The organism is Nostoc sp. WHI, assembly GCF_015714725.1.
GTDB lineage: Bacteria > Cyanobacteriota > Cyanobacteriia > Cyanobacteriales > Nostocaceae > Nostoc.
On sequence record NZ_WBKM01000168.1, the window covers coordinates 1 to 15,271 of the forward strand.

Consider the following 15,271-nt stretch of genomic DNA (forward strand, 5'->3'; position numbering starts at 1 on the left):
TTGGACTTTCCCCACTTGTGATCCGTTCATGTCTGAGGGGTAGTGCCCAACTACCTGATTTTTCTGGTATCCAGGCAATTGTGCTATATCCTTGACCAATGGTAATCGGTTTATTTCCTGCTATGGATGTGCCACTATGTTCATAAGTCCTCTCTTGTAGCGTTACTGCATCTGGGCGTGACCAGTTTGTGTGATCTCCTGCTAACAACGGTCGTCCCTCTACTGGTATTTGTTTGATATATAGCTGCATCAATTTCTGTCGCTGCGGTCTGCTATCTTGTAGCGCTTCATAAATACTTGGCCACTTGCGTCTGAATATTGGTGATAAGGATAAATCTGCTAATGAATAAACATTGCGGGTCAGCAATATCGCATCTGTTAATTCAAAGGTGGCATCTTTGGCTCTACCTAAATATTTGTAAGCTACTTGACGAAACTCTTCAAGTCTGGCATTTTTCATGTTGGCAGGTGAGTAATGGTAGTTCTTTTCTCACCTTCTGCCAAAAGGGGGACTGTATTCAATCAGACACCCCTTTTTTCTTGATCATTCCCAATCTGATAATGATAATCGAATAAGGGGGGTGGGAGAGAAACGAGCGTCGCTCGTTTCTCTCCCACCTTTTCATGATTATCATTATTGTATTATTATCTGGAGCAGATATACTACAGACTTGTTAAAGTCGCGGATGCTTTGACGGCTGACAAGATAATATTTTTAATCTCTAATTCCATTTGATTTGCGTTCTCTCATATCGCTTTTAGTCTAAACTCCAGTCGATAATGACAAGCTTCGCTATTGGGTAAGTTTGGCGACGAAAAAGAGTTTGGATACTGGCTACTTGAATTAAGGAATCAGTTGGCTTGTATCCTGCTTTGATGATTCCTGGTTGTACTCTTGTGACTGCCGTCAGTTTCTCGCTCGCCTGGAGAATTAATTCTTCCCTGTGCGCCACTACCAACACACCTTCACCTTGGGCTACAAATTCAGATGCGATTGCAGCAAAGATAATAGTCTTGCCGCCACCCGTACTCAGTTGCAATAATACTTTTCTAATTCCACAAGACCAAGCAGTAAAAGTTTTTGAAACTAAATCTTGTTGGTAATCGCGCAGAATCAACATTTCTTTTCTATGTCGCTCCTTGTTCAAATTGCTTTCTTGCTTTCTTTCCTGCTTTCTTTATAACCTTCCCTTTCACCTGAGTTCATAAGATTTACTTGAATAGATCGGATGATGAAGGCAAAGATGGGGCGAAGAGAAACGCTATGCGCGATCGCGCATAAGTTAATTATCGAAAAATAAGTTTTCTTCTTTTTAGTACATTTATACTATACTCTAGCTGCATATCTCAAATAAAAAATTGAGGAATAAGTATGACCAAACGTCGTAAGACTCAACGCAACCAGAAGAATGGATTTGACCCCAAACTCATGACACCACAACAAGAAACTCTCAACCGCAAAATCATCCAACGGTACAACCTTTTTGCAGAACAAGAGGCAGTCTCAATGGGGTTTCTACCCATTGCAGGAAGTGAATGCCTTTGGGGTGTTCTTGTAGATTTCAAAGCTGGACGTAGTAACAAAGAGAGTTTTAAATGGTTTAAGCAAATGGTCAACAAGTGCCAGTGCGACCCCGAACATTTAGGCAAGTTGTACGAATCGATTCACTCAAAACTGACAATGTACGACCAATTAATGGATACCGAATGCAAACGTTTAGAAATTTAAACGGAAAGAAGGTAATCGCAAAAGTATAACTCTGCCTGTTCTAAAGAGAAATAGTGCTGAAGTCAGGTGATTGCACTCACATTTCAAACTGTTGTGACTCGCAAAATTGGTGTTTGAGTAGCAATCTCCAAAAAACTTCGTTATCAGCAATTCATTCTTAGTTTCCCACATAACCATGAGGGCGATCACTATTGGATAAGCCGACTTTTTAAACTCCGCTAAAATGGCTTTATCCAGCTACACACACTAATGGAATATGAGCAAAGTAAAGAGTAGCAGGCGCTCGCTTTTACAGCTAAAGTAAAAGAAATAGTCTGTTACAAACTAGCTTTATACATTTGCGATATAACATTTGTGGTTGTATCTAACCAACCAATCAAATCTAAAACAGCAGAGACAGCATCTGGTGGCTGAGAAATGAGTGTATCTTCCTTGATCAAACGTTCAAAGTCAATTTGAATCTCTTCTTTGCGCTCAGTAACTCCATCACCCTCGTAAAACTTTACGCCAGCTAATTGCATGATTTTGATGATTTCCTGTGCCACAATCCCATAACCAATAGTGGTAGGATGAATGCCATCTAGGGAAAATAAACCACCTTGTTTGCGACCCTGTGAGTTAGAATTGAAAAACCGTGAGTCTGGTTTGGGATCGAGTGCATCAATTGCTTGGGGTAAAGTATATTCAGTCCACCATTTTGGGCGTGCTTGTTCATCCTGAATATAGCGTCGTACAGCCAAACGATCTAGCAAGGCCGCAGTTTCAAACAAGTACCAGTCTTTCCCTTCCTCTCGACCTTTACGTACCGCATCTACAATATATTCGTTGTACTGATCAATAACGCTATCGATTGCTCTGGCCTGATTTGCAGTCAGGTGTGGATGCCGTTTCGGGTCAAAAGTCTCCTCACTAAACCAAAATGGAGCATAGAAAGGGAAATAGCGAGAACCTGGTTTTACTTTTTTACTATTTTTATCTTTGTCAATACCACGAGCAAAAGGAGCGATTGTCACATGGGGAACTGTTCCCCAAATTACGTGGCGGGCTTTAATTTTTTTAACTAATTCCACAATGCTGTCAAGTTCAGATTTGAAATGACTGGGAAGCCATACGGTATATTTGTTATTCTTCTCCATGTCCTGAAAATCTTCACCAGACCACTCAATGTGGAAAGTTAAAATACTTCCCAAGGCATTGTTAGCACCGATTAAAATAATTAGCGTTTCAATTCCATCGCCTTGACCTGTCTCTACATTTCCTTCGTGGCTTAACTTGAGAGCAGCTTCTAGAGGAGTTAAGGCTTTTCCCAAGGAATCGCGCGCATTATTTAAAACCCACAATGTTGCTATTTCATTAGCATTGTCCGGAACTTGTTGAAGAAAATTAGCATCATCTTTAGAAGGTTTTGCTTGGATAGCTGTTTTGGCAGTATCTGCGTTGCGAGATAAAGTATTCCGCAAATCCCATCCATATACAGCTAGGTTATGGTTGAATAACCCTGTTGCTGGAGCTTGTTGTCCTTGACCACGTTCCCAATAATTCTCTGTTTCATTAAAATAACGCGATAACCACGGCACAACAAAAGCTAGGTCTAACGCATTAATGCCATCTGCAACCTGAAATCGATTACTTAGTTCCCGTACTAGCTTTTCCAAGTTCATTGGTAAACCATCTCCTGGACTTGCATAGGTTGGATAGCGAAAATTTTTATCCCATCCCATTTCATAGGCTATGAGCATTGGATAAGATAATTTAGTGTTAAAAATAGCTCCACTTTGAAATCCATGAGTTAAGGAGTCTCCAATTGTTACTAGTCGATGCCGAGGTATGCCTTCTCGATGAACAGAGACTGGTATTCCTAAAGTTGAGTCTTTTTCTGGTTCACGCGGTTCTGTATTCAAGACACTTTTTACTTCCTCTGGGGCATTTTCTAGACCCACCAGCATATCAGGTGTTACCAGATTGTTCATAATTATTCCTTAAGATTCCAGAAATTGTTTTGACTTTGAGCATAAAAGTGTAAATATATGTTGATTATGCGCTTTTGCAGGTTTTAGCGCAATATTTCTCTTGTAGAGGTAAATAATCTCAACAATTAGCACCAGACTAACAATGCCTGAATTTACTCAACATCGAAAAAAAACTTCCTACTATCGTCAAGTTTGATGATAGAGACTGCTTTAACCGTGCTGTAACTTCTTGTTTTACGTCTGCAAGTAATAACCGTTGGTTCTTTGGTCTAGCAGGGTCGCCTACTGGTGTTGTCTGCTGACCAAGAATTAACTCCTTGATGGTAAGCATCAAGTTGTTATTACCCTGAATTACTGTGTTGCTATCACCCAGAACAACTTGGTTATCATTACCCTGAACGGCTCGGTTTTGATTACCTTGAACTTCATTTTGAGATGTGAAACTATCAGCCTGTTGCGTTGAATTTGCATCAGGCTGTTGCGAATCAGAGTTTTCTGGTAGCTGTTGACTCATAATTCAGTTCTACAATCCCAACAGGTGAGAACCAGCAGCAACACCTAACCAAGTTGCAACTTTCACAATAATCGGCTTGGCTATTGTCCAGACTTTCTGACCAGCTTCCACGCCCTTACTTGTTTTTTCAAGTGTTTCTGCCACAGTTCCCAAACGCTCTAATGCTCGTTGCTTATTTGGTTCTTCTTTATCCGTTGCTTTCTTAGCTGCACTCAAGTCTTCAATTACTTCTTCTTTAGTATCGGCTGGGAGTTCTGCGCCTTGAATTAAAGTTTCTAATTGTGCCAGTAACTTTACAACATCCTCTTTAGTCAGTGATTCTCCGGTATCTGCACCCACTTGATTTTGTTGTGTCACCTGATTACCATCACCAAGGACAGCCTGATTATTATCTCCTTGAACTGCGCGGTTGCCGTCACCTTGCACATTATTGACGTTGCCGCCTACAGAACCACCAACTGAAAATCCACCGGGATTATTAGTCATAGTACCTACCTCTTCTACTTGGATATTTGAATAAAAGCTTGGGCGCTCTAACGCCGTCATTACCATATTCTCTAATCTGCCGATTTGATTATCTTTTTCGGCTAAAAGTAATTTAATTTCTCGCTCCGGCAAGCTTTTTATCTGATTATAAGTGTCAAAATATTCTGCACTTAGTTCAGATTTTTCAGCCGTAGCTGCGGTTTTGGCACGAAGTAAAAACTTATCTTCACCTCGCACTTCCATGCCCACAATTCTTAAATCCGCCTCTGGGTGATTTTCTGCTAACTGCTTGAACGAGATGGCGATCGCTCTTGGGTCAACACCTTGGTTGTGGTAGAGGTCGAGTGTATCAAAAATTGGTTGAATAAAATCACCGAACTCCCCATCTGCAAAAACCTCTTTATTATTATCAGGTTTGCGAAGTGGATCAGGGTTTTCTTTTGTAGGGAGTCGCATATAAACGTATTCACATCTCACCCCATCAAATTTAGTGTCAGTGGTAATACCCCAATCTTGAATGTATGCCCCGGTGAGAGTAGCTCCTGTAAAGTCTGTGCCGTTAAGTTGTGTTTGTACTAATTTCGCCCTGGATAAATCTGCATCTTGTAAGTTGGCTTGGCTCAAGTCCACACCAATAAAACTTGCATCTACCAAATTAGCTTCTTGAAAATTAACTCCTCGTAAGTTTTCACGGTCAAAATTATTATCTTGCCCCTGACCAGTAACTAACACGCTTACCACTTGTGCTTTTTGCAGGTAAGTTGTACCAGGGCAAACAAGGTCAAGTTTTTTAGTTTTGCTGAAACAAGTGCGAGTCAGATTAGCTTTTCTAAAGTCTGTACTTTTAAGTGTGGCAGCTGTAAAATTAGCATCAGTTAAATCGGCGTTGCGAAAGCTTGTACCACCACTGGCTGCAAAATTATTGGCAAATGATCTGAGCCAGACATCTGTTTTATTTCCTTTCAAAGCACGCCAACCAATGTAAAAGCTAAGTAATAATTCAGGGTTAGGAAAAAAGTATTCAGGGAAGTTTCCGGCTGTAGCTACAAAAGCGAAAAGTCCGGCTCCGACAACAGCTAAATCTCCAGCAACTGCGATGCTGGCAGCAACAGCAATGGTGACCCCGATAAATCCAGCTGCGGCTCCAGTGACTCCTGCCACAAAAGGGATAATGTCCTCAATTTTGAAGCCAAAGGCAGAGCCAAAGGCAGAGCCAAGATTGATCACAATCACTGCAAGGATAGTTCCAGCTACCAAACCTGCTATTATATTTCGCCGAATAGTGATAATCCAAAAGACTGTCAGTACAATTAAGGAGAAAAAAGTATAATAGAGTTCTACTTGATTGTGGTAGTGAACAATTAACCAAACTATATAACCTGAAACAAACCCTGAAATTCCAGATAGTAACCACGAAACACCGACTAAAAAAATAGCCCAACGCTTTTGCAGCCCAGCAGTAGCAAGGCTAAAGTTTGCGTTCCTCAGATTCGCTCCTGTAAAATCTGCACTCTTGATATCTGCGCCACTAAAGTTCGCCCCAGCAAGGTTTTGACCTTTAAAGGAGCGCCCACGAAAATTTTGACCGGAGAAGTCCTGGGGCATGGCTGGGTGCAGTATACAAATTTCTTTTTGGATACAGATATACCATGAACAATTCCAGATTTTTAACGGTTTAAGTTGATTTTATATTTCTACCGTCAGAATTCACTCTTAATCGCATATACCATACTATGAGTTTTTTGTGTGAATCCAAAGCGATCGCTTTTCTGGACGAAGATTTAATACAAGCAAGGCTAAGATTGTGGCTAATTGTGGTATTGCCAACATGAAGCCATTTTTGAAAACTTTGATTACCTTGGGAGCGATCGCTGGAGTTAGTACTATTGCGATTTTTATTTTTCACACAAATCAGCCATCTATCGCTTTAACGGAAGAATGGACAGTTACCGACATTATTGATGGAGACACCCTGACTGTTCGACAAACTGATGGTAGTCAAATGCAAGTTAAATTGTGTGGAATTGATACCCCTCAATTGCAACACAGCCAAACACCGATCCAAACTTTTGATAGTCAAGCCAAAGAAAAACTGCGTTCGCTCGTGGCTGCTGCTGATAATCAAGTGATGGTTATTCCAGTGGAAAAAGACACTGATGGGCGGACTGTTGCTGAGGTGATGACTACTGGCAAGGATGGTATTGAAATCAGTTTCCAAGAAGAGATGCTGAAAAGTAGCATGGCTTATTATCGTAAGTCTGCGGCTAACTGTCCAAATACTTTGGCTTTTGAAAAGGCTGAAAAGTTGGCGATCGCATCCCAGACGGGAGTGTGGAGTCAGCCAAGATTAGAGAAGCCTTATCGGTGATTGGTTTCAGTTTCCCACATCTTAAGTATCGCCGTAAGCTTGCTTGATAGCGTCCAACCACAATTCTTTAGGCACTAATTTGACTGCTTCAACCAACCCGAAGGACTGAAGAGACATGGCAAGTAGCTGCTTGGCATCTTGCTTAGACTGTCCCATGTATCCATCTCTGAGTTCTAGTTTCTCAGGGCAACGGGCAACAAAATCATCAAACTTAAGTGGCTGTGGTGACAAACCAATTTTTTCTAAATCTTTTTTCTTAACCATAGTTTGCACGAGTCTATGAACTTGCGCCAGCCTCAGATACAGCAGCATCAACAAGCGCGTTCGATTCCTTGGGCTTCTTTTCAAAGATTTGAACCCCAGCATCAATTACCAGGAAACTACCGTCTGCTGCCCGACCAAGCTTACCTGACACAGTACCAGCCCAGTCTGCAAACTCAGCCGTATTGCTTTCAGCTTTCCGCCAGCTTTTGGCGTTAATTTGAGCGGTGAAAACTATACCATTCTGGTCAGTTAGTGAGATTTCAACTTTTTTGTTTTCTGCTGGTGTGGCTGTTGGTAGTGAACCACTAAATTTAATTATGACCTCGCTTTTCGCTTCCATTGCTTACCCCAAAGAATCAGAAAATCAGATTTCCCATCCTGATTTTATCAAGCGATGGAAGCCAACGCACAAAGTATGCGCCATATCTATCTATCCATTGTAATCAGGGAAGCTTTGGCAATATTAGAGTAATTCCATAAGTGTATATTTTTGGAATTAGGGAATTGCCCAACATACTTTTAGCAACTCTCAATATTTTTGGGGGGCAATAATAAATCCCAGCCCAGATATCAACCATCTCTTGCCCAAATATGTGTATATCTGAAAATAGTTAAGTGCAACTTCTTAATCAACGACAGAATTAGCATTCCAGTGTAATACCCAGACTGCGACGTAAGTGATGGGCTACGCACCGATGTCCGCGATCGCTAGAATAATCTTCGCAGAGGCTTCGGATATGGGAAGTACCGATAGTCGATTTCCTGGTCTTACTACCATTAATTCCTCAGAGTTAAACTTCTCTTTAAGCGTTGATAGCAAGATGGGATGAGAAAAAGTTTCAACGAATTCCACTATAACTGTTTGCCAGCGCGGAGATTCGATACTGGATTTTGGATCATAATATTTGTTATTTGGCTCAAACTGGGTCGGATCAGCAATACCCGTTTTCACTACACGCATTAGCCCAGCAATACCAAGAGGATTGGTGTTCGAGTGATAGAAAAAAGCCAAGTCTCCTTGGTGCATTTGGCGCAGATAGTTCCGAGCTTGATAGTTGCGAACACCATCCCAGATAGTCTCACATTCCCGTTGAAGGTCAGCAATGCCATAGACTCCTGGTTCTGACTTCATAAGCCAATAATTCATTGAATAGATTAGGATATACAAACTTTCTAATCTACCATCCCTTTCTCTATTTTTTGTGATTAGATACTACGAACTTGAACTACTGGTGATATCTAACGATGATTATTCCAGAATTACTCAATAGGTGTGATCAGCCTTGGCAATTGGATTTTGTATCAAGTCTTCCAGAGTAGTAACTCGTTGGCACAACTTTTGGTTTTGTAAGACAAGTTCCTCAATCATTTTTATCAAATCTGCAAACGGCTCTTGTGAATCAGTTGGACGGAGGGTTATATCACTATCTATACCAATATGTATTCCATGAGCCTCAGACAAAGGGGAATTACTCATGAAGTTGATGTTTTTGCTGGACTCAAGCTGATTTAATCTTTGAGTCAACTGTTCTATACGTTGCGCTAGATCAGGTATACTACCCGATATACGCGAAACGTCTGGTTCTGAATTACTCAGAAAGGAGTTTAGCGCTTGAATAACTAAATCTGTAGAGGTAGTACGTTCTACTGCTGCTCTTTCCTGAAGTGCTGTAATTAACTCTTCGGGAAGTTTGTAATTGGTCTGTTTCCGCATAGCTGTATAGCTGTGTATATATCAACTATACCATTTCCCGATAGGAGGATGTAATTTAATTATGAATGAACATAACTACGAACTCAGAGAAGATTTCTCGTGTCATGCAATAGTTCATAGAGAATTAGGCCCAGGTGCAAGATTTTATGATTCGCCGGACACGATTACCGTTACAAATGGCAATAAAGTAGTTTGGTGGTGGCGACCCGAAAAGCAGCACCAGCAGATTAAACAAGAAACCGAAAAGCTATCGGAATTATTCGCCCAACTCACCAAAAAGCCTGAAGAATTTACCCCACAGAAGATGAGTCCAGAGAGGCTAGTGAAAGCCTTTGTCAAGCACTATCTTAAGTTAATTATCGACGAAAAGACCAAATGGTATGGCAACCGTTTCTACTACCTCGTAAAGGCTCGTCCACAACTGTTAGATATGGACAAATTAACCGAAGTTCAAAAACTAGACCAACAACACGGCTTTAATTACGATCTACTAGGCGATACTTCCCACTGGCATTTTCTATACTTAGCCGCCCAGCCGCAGGGTTACGCGATTGAATTAGATATCGAATCTGCACATTTTACAGCATTTCTGAGACAGCCTACAATGTTCCTCCATGACCCCAAAACTCGTGCTAAACCCTATTTCATCAGTGATGGTGGGGCAATGGGCCGACTGCGTGACATTACCCCACAACTCCCCAAATGGTTTAGATTTCGGATGTTAGAAATCATAGGTAGTCATGAAATAGAATACTACCAGTTTGACCCTGTTGCAGGCTTAAGCGAGAAAAAAGTAGATCCTCATGTAATTAACTACGGGATGGCTTTTAACGCTGTCCACAAAGCCATTTACACTGTTTACCAGACAATGGCAGAGGTGGCAAATTTAGTGCGGGATGACTTGTTGCGATCACACACAGATAGTTTTATCCTCAAAGCTACGATGTCTCGTACTGCTGAAACCCAAATGTTGACGACACTTGCCGAACGCGGTTTTGAGGTTTTTTGCAAAGGCATAGGCTATGCCCACTACTGGGATATTGATAAAGGAATATTAGGTTTTAGCGAATCCAATGGGCATATTGAGGATTTAGAAGAGTTACGCAATCGGCATGGAGTTTCGGTTAAAGCAATGCCAAGAGAAATGTACGATCGCTGGAGTCATTGGTTGCCGGAAATACCGGAAGAAATTCGCACATCTGCAAAACACTATGAGTTCGTTCCCAAGAAAAGCATTCCTCAAGTCTCACCTGAGAAATTAGCGGGTTATTGGCGCAATGAGTAGGATTAATTTTTGCCAAATGGAGAATTTTCGGATTACTTCACAATTTACTTACCTAAAGGCACTCATATTGAGCAGTCGCGCACTTTAAGCGTAAATCCCTGCTTGTCTGTAAAAAATTTTTCTTGCTCATTTAGCAAAAGTGCCATCGCCGAGTCTGGTTCTTTGATAGTTACCGCGCCTGTACCTTACTTTGTTAATTTTTCTTGTGGCTGGATCACAGAGTTATCTGGCTGATTTGTCAATCTTCCCGCTACGGTTCCCACTCCCAAAAGTCCTATCATGCTAAAAATGATTAACTTAATTGGTAAATCACTAAGCCTGAAAACATAAAGCGATCGCTTTTCAAACTCCCAGTTAACCATCAAAAATTGCACTGGATTAAAATCAAACCACTCTTGGCTTTTGATTAAGTCAACATTACACCGACTAAATTGTTGATGCAATTCGCCCTCTACCTCTGCCATATCCTCTACGTAAATAGTCTTGAGGATTTTTACATTACAAGGCGGTTGATTACGATGAAAATTATCAAGTCTAGCTTCGGGATTGCGAGATAAGCCAATTTTGCAGCGACGGAGATAACAGCCAGGAATTAAGCCGTGATAGCCCTCTGCTTCCATTAGATAAATAAATCCCGGCTCATGGTCATTTTTGGGCTGATAGACAATTGTCGAAATCTCATCCAAGTTCATATATTTATTTCCAAACTATTTTGTTAGAAACTGTCACTTTTTTGCAGTTTAAACAGTAATATCTTTTATCCTTTCTTATGGTTAAATTTGCGTGACCACAATGGGGACAATAAGGCTTTGTGTCATTTTGACGGCTACCCCCTATAGTGGAAAATGACGCGGCTGACATCACCGTGTCAGTGCTTGCTATGCTTGGGTTTAAGGTATCGCGTGTCAATCTCGTGTAACCCGTGTCAGGGGACTTGGCAAGCCTTGCCAGTCGCTTTGTCTCCTCTATCTCTTGATAGTTGAAACTAACCCTATCTAGATTCGGTAAAAAATAAAGTTTCGGTGAGCGAGAATCGACTACTAAAGCTACTCTCAATAATCTGGCATCGTCGGTAACTAGCTCGTTTTTATAGTCGATGTATTCTTCAATAGCGTCTAAGTTTCGAGTCAACTTAGCCAAGTTAGAGTCGCTGTTTTTCCCTTTACCGTAGGTATTTAGGTAATGTCTAATTTTGGGAATGCCAATGATTATCTCGGTGAACAATGACCTATCATCATTGGTAAAACCAGGGATTTGTTTAGTCATCACGGACTGCCCAGACACAATCCAACCGATGTTATTATGACCAAACTGTTTGAGAATCTTCTTTAGGTTTTCTCCTGCTTTATATGGCTCACTACAGGAATTTAGAGTATTATCTAATTCATCCCATGCCCAAATTTGGAAAAAGCTAGCAGCAAATGTGGGATTTTTAACTCTGAAATTCCCGTCATCCAAACAATCATCAAAAGACTTAATTGCGGCTGTTGTATCACCATACTTAAGGAAATGCTCTAATGGATAATCGCTATCTTTGAGTGAACCAACAGCGCCGGGATAGCTTACTGTAACTAAGGTATGAGGCACTTTCTCCCCCTTCCCAGTATTGGCGCGAGTGCATCCAGCTTTGACAATTTCACTAATCATTACCGCAGTCGTTGGAGTTTTACCAACACCTGGATCTGCGATCAGCCGATAGCGAATAGGGTGAGAAGTGACGTAGTTAATAAATTCATCGGGAGTTCCGACCATCAATTTAATTTCGTCTGTTTTGATAGCTGGCTCCATACGGTAACTGACCACAATACAATCAGTTATTTCCAGCTTGCGAACAGACGTAATTTTGAATATTCCCAGCTTTTTAGCTAGAGCCTGAGATTCCTTCTTAATTGCCTCTACAATAGCTTGAGAGTCAATAGAGCGTGAATAGCCATAACCAATATCTACAACACCGTCAGGCTTTATCTGAAAGCCTTTAACGCTTAAAGGCAAACTGATATCACTAAACAAAGTACGCGCTATTTCATTCGCAATTTTGCCGTTGATATCAAAACCAAAATCACCATAAACGGGTTCTGCTAAATCACCCTGCAATTGCTGCTGTAACTGTGCTACACGCTCATTGAGTAATTCTATTTGACTAAGGTAGTTTTGTTGTTCTTCGGAGATTGCCTTGCTGACTTCATCCAAATTATTGTTGTAGGAACTCGCTAAACTCTTGATAATTTCAGCTTTGCTTTGATGCCCGTGAGCTACTTTCTCACCCCAGTTTTGCAGCCGTCTGAATAGCTGCATAGCTTCAGAGGTAATTGAATCGTGTTCATGATAAATCTTTTCTAGTTCCTGGGACTTGGCAACCTGAAAGCGTTTGTTAGCCTCCGATTCTACTTTGGTTTTAAAGTTGAATTCCCATTCCTCACACTCTGATTCTAGATATTCAATACGTTGTTTTTCTTGCTGTGACTGAGTAAACCCTTGATTCAACTTGGCTTGCAGTTGGGCGATTAAACCCGTGTTTTCTAGTTTGTTATGACCTAATGAGTTGATAGTATTTCTGGCTTCCTTAAGCTCATCTTTGACAGTATCGAGTTGGCTGCTAAGGTTGGCTAACTTTGACTTGCAAGTGTCGGAATCCCTGATTATTTTATGAAGTGTTTCACCTGCTTTTTTATTCTTACCTTCAGCTTCGTTTAATAGTCGCTGTGATTTGGTATCCGCAACAAGATAACTAATAAAACTCGCTGGTAATGCTCCCACACCAAGCATAGATATTATTTTGGCTGTATCATTGGCGAAACCTCCAGAAGCGAATGCCAAACCAGCGCACAAGCCAAAAGCACTTAGCCCTAAGCTGTGAGACAATTTCATTCTTTCACCTCCAGATAATCGCCTAACTGTGCTTTAAAGCTTGCCAAGTTTCCTTGTGACTCAACAGTTTTTAATCGCAACTCCTCAGCTTTTATTTGCGCTTGCAACAGCTTTTGATCTAATTGGTCTTTGCTGTAAACAGAGATATTCGTATCAGCGATCGTCTTTACTTGACTGACATCTAAAGAAACTGATTTCTGGGTAGTCACTTCTTTTTGATTCAAATAGTCAAGATAGTTACCCTTGACTTTCTCAACCTCGATAGCAGCCAGAACGCCAGCACCAAAAGCCTTTGAGTGTTTGCCAATAACGGTAAATTTCTCTCGTGTCAGGTCGAGTGCGGCTCCAGTCAATTTGAGCGATCGCGTAGCACCTTCATAGATTTTCATCCCCTTGTCAAACTGACTTTGAGTTGCCTGGGGAAGACTTTCGGGAGGGTTTAGCGGGTCGTTTATTCGGTAATCTTCTGGCTTAAAAACTGGCATCATTGCCGGCACTAGATCCGGCGAGAGTGTCATTAAGCCAGGGATGCGGCTATCTATGGGAATTGTCCCAGATGTAGCAGAAGTGGGAGACATGGAGTTATTGCTAGATGCTCCGTTTCCTTTACCTCTTGCCAGTTTTTCTGCTACAGCTTGAGCGGCTGCTTTTGTGTTGTCGATTTTAGCCATTGTTGAAAAACTTTCTGGTGTTGAGTAGGGATTGATATTTAATTTCTAATTGCCGAAATGCTTTGTCTATTTCGCTAAACTCAAGTGCTAATTCCTCATCTAAGTCATATTTTTTCAGGACTTGTTTTAGCTCCACCTCATCCGTCTTCGCATCCTGAATTTGGCTATTTAAGTCATCTTGCATGGTAGTATTGACGGGTATCTGATGCTTAAAAGCTCTCATTACTTTTGAGAGCATTAATTCTCGCTTTACTTGCTAGCGGTTCTATTCTGTGATGTCGGCTGTGGCTGAGGATTACAAGAAGTCGTCCCAAATGCACCAAACGCTGTAGCGCACAATATCGCCAGTCCTGCTATCATCAATAGTTTTGATAGATTTACTGTTTGTTGTCTATCGCTAGAAAAATCAATTTTCACAATCCCAACTCCCTTGTATTTTTCGCAAGAATCATTCCGCAAAGCCTTCAAAATTAGGTAACTCTGAGTCACTAGCAACAGCCGATTCGAGATAATTAAAATATTGCTTAACGTCACCGATCGCTACATCACAATCAAAGCGCAAACCTTTAAACTCTGGATGTTGGCGGATTTGTACGAGTAATTCTTGCGCTTGAGAAACTAATTCTGGCAAGGAATGACTGTTTATCTCTGGTTGAATTCCGAGAATTGTGCTTGTCATAAGCTGAATAATTTTTCTAGTAACCAGTTAGTGAAGTCGAAGGGAGATAACAGGATGTTGATCGCTCTCACACGATCAGCTTTTTTCCCAACTTTGTGATAATTCCTTCAATCTCTAGGGTCAAGTCACTTTCATCTGGGGTAATCTGCACAGGTTCTTTAGCTAAACTCGCTAAATCCCTAATCGTTCCTAAGTACCCTTGCTTCTGGTACTGCCATCGCTGGTTGATGCTCTCTACTAATTCTGCATCTCGCACAGCCAAGTTATTTAGGATCAGTTGGTTTTTAACTTGGGCGATCGCGTCCACTAATTCAATTTCTTGCCCCGCTTGCCTCGCTAGTTGGTCAATTAGGGTGAGTTGAGTGTTAGATGTGAGAGATTGGGTAGGTGCTGTTAAATGTTGTTGCTGTTGGCTGACGGAGAGGGTACTTTGTGGCTGTTCTGTGGCTGGGTTAGATGGCTGCTCTGTGAGAGTTTCGGTATTTTCGGGTAATTCTGAGGTGTTGACAGCCTCATCCGACAACCGTGGCTGGAAGTATGCCGCGATCGCCTCTAAATCGGCTTCTGAAACCGCCCTTAAAGTGTCAAAATCATCAGGGCGAACATTGCTTAAAGCTAGTCTCAGACTTTGTTCTGTGGTCATGTACTTGAGACAAGCATCATGAATGCTGATTGTGTCTGCTGTTGGCATGGCTGGAGTAACCTTTTTTCGGATTGCCATGA

The 15,271-nt window shown here is 41.3% G+C and carries 18 protein-coding genes; 3 read left to right on the forward strand and 15 right to left on the reverse strand.

What is annotated here, in order from left to right; translation table 11 throughout:
• Together F8S12_RS17575 and F8S12_RS17580 are read right to left on the reverse strand one after the other, a co-directional pair.
• On the reverse strand, window positions 1-460 hold a 460-nt coding region (locus F8S12_RS17575), incomplete at its 3' end, for a transposase (protein ID WP_196517424.1).
• A gap of 298 nt (window positions 461-758) precedes the next feature.
• A complete protein-coding gene (locus tag F8S12_RS17580) occupies window positions 759-1,121 on the reverse strand; it encodes a DEAD/DEAH box helicase (protein WP_230968076.1) in 363 nt (120 codons plus the stop codon).
• 251 nt (window positions 1,122-1,372) lie between these two features.
• Between F8S12_RS17580 and F8S12_RS17585 the strand changes: the two genes are divergently transcribed.
• Window positions 1,373-1,729 (forward strand): hypothetical protein, encoded by a 357-nt coding sequence (locus F8S12_RS17585; RefSeq protein WP_196517425.1) that lies wholly within the window; start codon window positions 1,373-1,375, stop codon window positions 1,727-1,729.
• Window positions 1,730-2,046: 317 nt separating this feature from the next.
• On the opposite strand, the gene F8S12_RS17590 is transcribed toward F8S12_RS17585, so the two are convergent.
• From F8S12_RS17590 to F8S12_RS17600, 3 genes are all read right to left on the reverse strand, one after another.
• Window positions 2,047-3,699 carry a hypothetical protein gene (locus tag F8S12_RS17590; protein WP_230968077.1) on the reverse strand — a complete coding sequence of 551 codons (1,653 nt, stop codon included), beginning with the start codon at window positions 3,697-3,699 and terminating at the stop codon, window positions 2,047-2,049.
• Window positions 3,700-3,835: 136 nt separating this feature from the next.
• On the reverse strand, window positions 3,836-4,213 hold the full coding sequence (locus tag F8S12_RS17595) for a hypothetical protein (RefSeq protein WP_196517426.1): 378 nt from the start codon (window positions 4,211-4,213) through the stop codon (window positions 3,836-3,838).
• Window positions 4,214-4,222: 9 nt separating this feature from the next.
• A complete protein-coding gene (locus F8S12_RS17600) occupies window positions 4,223-6,304 on the reverse strand; it encodes a pentapeptide repeat-containing protein (protein ID WP_196517427.1) in 2,082 nt (693 codons plus the stop codon).
• 199 nt (window positions 6,305-6,503) lie between these two features.
• Here F8S12_RS17600 and F8S12_RS17605 point away from each other — a divergent pair, with 199 nt between their 5' ends.
• Window positions 6,504-7,067, forward strand: a complete 564-nt coding sequence (locus F8S12_RS17605; protein ID WP_331001404.1) for a thermonuclease family protein — start codon at window positions 6,504-6,506, stop codon at window positions 7,065-7,067.
• Between the two features lie 21 nt (window positions 7,068-7,088).
• Here the strand turns inward: F8S12_RS17605 and F8S12_RS17610 are convergent, their stop codons facing one another.
• From F8S12_RS17610 to F8S12_RS17625, 4 genes are all read right to left on the reverse strand, one after another.
• A complete protein-coding gene (locus F8S12_RS17610; protein WP_196517428.1) occupies window positions 7,089-7,331 on the reverse strand; it encodes a hypothetical protein in 243 nt (80 codons plus the stop codon).
• 13 nt (window positions 7,332-7,344) lie between these two features.
• Complete coding sequence (locus F8S12_RS17615) at window positions 7,345-7,671, reverse strand: hypothetical protein (RefSeq protein WP_196517429.1); 327 nt, start codon at window positions 7,669-7,671, stop codon at window positions 7,345-7,347.
• Between the two features lie 345 nt (window positions 7,672-8,016).
• Window positions 8,017-8,478, reverse strand: coding sequence for an EVE domain-containing protein (locus tag F8S12_RS17620; RefSeq protein ID WP_331001405.1), 462 nt, complete (start codon window positions 8,476-8,478; stop codon window positions 8,017-8,019).
• Window positions 8,479-8,595: 117 nt separating this feature from the next.
• Window positions 8,596-9,045, reverse strand: a complete 450-nt coding sequence (locus F8S12_RS17625; protein ID WP_196517430.1) for a hypothetical protein — start codon at window positions 9,043-9,045, stop codon at window positions 8,596-8,598.
• A 61-nt stretch (window positions 9,046-9,106) separates the two neighbouring features.
• On the opposite strand from F8S12_RS17625, the gene F8S12_RS17630 reads away from it, so the two are divergent.
• Window positions 9,107-10,330 (forward strand): hypothetical protein, encoded by a 1,224-nt coding sequence (locus tag F8S12_RS17630; RefSeq protein WP_196517431.1) that lies wholly within the window; start codon window positions 9,107-9,109, stop codon window positions 10,328-10,330.
• Window positions 10,331-10,515: 185 nt separating this feature from the next.
• Here the strand turns inward: F8S12_RS17630 and F8S12_RS17635 are convergent, their stop codons facing one another.
• The 6 genes from F8S12_RS17635 to F8S12_RS17660 form a co-directional block, all read right to left on the reverse strand.
• Window positions 10,516-11,022 carry a GIY-YIG nuclease family protein gene (locus tag F8S12_RS17635; protein WP_230968078.1) on the reverse strand — a complete coding sequence of 169 codons (507 nt, stop codon included), beginning with the start codon at window positions 11,020-11,022 and terminating at the stop codon, window positions 10,516-10,518.
• Window positions 11,023-11,026: 4 nt separating this feature from the next.
• Window positions 11,027-13,198: a hypothetical protein gene (locus F8S12_RS17640; RefSeq protein ID WP_196517432.1), complete on the reverse strand. Its 2,172-nt coding sequence runs from the start codon at window positions 13,196-13,198 to the stop codon at window positions 11,027-11,029.
• Window positions 13,195-13,869, reverse strand: coding sequence for a hypothetical protein (locus F8S12_RS17645; RefSeq protein WP_196517433.1), 675 nt, complete (start codon window positions 13,867-13,869; stop codon window positions 13,195-13,197). The genes F8S12_RS17640 and F8S12_RS17645 overlap by 4 nt, the downstream gene beginning before the upstream one ends.
• Window positions 13,862-14,107 carry a hypothetical protein gene (locus tag F8S12_RS17650; protein ID WP_196517434.1) on the reverse strand — a complete coding sequence of 82 codons (246 nt, stop codon included), beginning with the start codon at window positions 14,105-14,107 and terminating at the stop codon, window positions 13,862-13,864. Before F8S12_RS17650 ends, F8S12_RS17645 begins: the two co-directional genes overlap by 8 nt.
• Window positions 14,108-14,317: 210 nt before the next feature.
• Window positions 14,318-14,548 (reverse strand): hypothetical protein, encoded by a 231-nt coding sequence (locus F8S12_RS17655; protein ID WP_230968079.1) that lies wholly within the window; start codon window positions 14,546-14,548, stop codon window positions 14,318-14,320.
• A gap of 67 nt (window positions 14,549-14,615) precedes the next feature.
• On the reverse strand, window positions 14,616-15,269 hold the full coding sequence (locus F8S12_RS17660; RefSeq protein ID WP_196517435.1) for a hypothetical protein: 654 nt from the start codon (window positions 15,267-15,269) through the stop codon (window positions 14,616-14,618).
• Window positions 15,270-15,271: the final 2 nt, after the last annotated feature.

Bases quoted from the DNA above. Each gene is read 5' to 3' on its own strand.
- F8S12_RS17580 (WP_230968076.1), bottom strand. From the start codon at position 1,121: ATGTTGATTCTGCGCGATTACCAACAAGATTTAGTTTCAAAAACTTTT.
- F8S12_RS17585 (WP_196517425.1), top strand. From the start codon at position 1,373: ATGACCAAACGTCGTAAGACTCAACGCAACCAGAAGAATGGATTTGAC.
- F8S12_RS17590 (WP_230968077.1), bottom strand. From the start codon at position 3,699: ATGAACAATCTGGTAACACCTGATATGCTGGTGGGTCTAGAAAATGCC.
- F8S12_RS17595 (WP_196517426.1), bottom strand. From the start codon at position 4,213: ATGAGTCAACAGCTACCAGAAAACTCTGATTCGCAACAGCCTGATGCA.
- F8S12_RS17600 (WP_196517427.1), bottom strand. From the start codon at position 6,304: ATGCCCCAGGACTTCTCCGGTCAAAATTTTCGTGGGCGCTCCTTTAAA.
- F8S12_RS17610 (WP_196517428.1), bottom strand. From the start codon at position 7,331: ATGGTTAAGAAAAAAGATTTAGAAAAAATTGGTTTGTCACCACAGCCA.
- F8S12_RS17615 (WP_196517429.1), bottom strand. From the start codon at position 7,671: ATGGAAGCGAAAAGCGAGGTCATAATTAAATTTAGTGGTTCACTACCA.
- F8S12_RS17620 (WP_331001405.1), bottom strand. From the start codon at position 8,478: ATGAATTATTGGCTTATGAAGTCAGAACCAGGAGTCTATGGCATTGCT.
- F8S12_RS17625 (WP_196517430.1), bottom strand. From the start codon at position 9,045: ATGCGGAAACAGACCAATTACAAACTTCCCGAAGAGTTAATTACAGCA.
- F8S12_RS17630 (WP_196517431.1), top strand. From the start codon at position 9,107: ATGAATGAACATAACTACGAACTCAGAGAAGATTTCTCGTGTCATGCA.
- F8S12_RS17635 (WP_230968078.1), bottom strand. From the start codon at position 11,022: ATGAACTTGGATGAGATTTCGACAATTGTCTATCAGCCCAAAAATGAC.
- F8S12_RS17640 (WP_196517432.1), bottom strand. From the start codon at position 13,198: ATGAAATTGTCTCACAGCTTAGGGCTAAGTGCTTTTGGCTTGTGCGCT.
- F8S12_RS17645 (WP_196517433.1), bottom strand. From the start codon at position 13,869: ATGGCTAAAATCGACAACACAAAAGCAGCCGCTCAAGCTGTAGCAGAA.
- F8S12_RS17650 (WP_196517434.1), bottom strand. From the start codon at position 14,107: ATGCTCTCAAAAGTAATGAGAGCTTTTAAGCATCAGATACCCGTCAAT.
- F8S12_RS17655 (WP_230968079.1), bottom strand. From the start codon at position 14,548: ATGACAAGCACAATTCTCGGAATTCAACCAGAGATAAACAGTCATTCC.
- F8S12_RS17660 (WP_196517435.1), bottom strand. From the start codon at position 15,269: ATGGCAATCCGAAAAAAGGTTACTCCAGCCATGCCAACAGCAGACACA.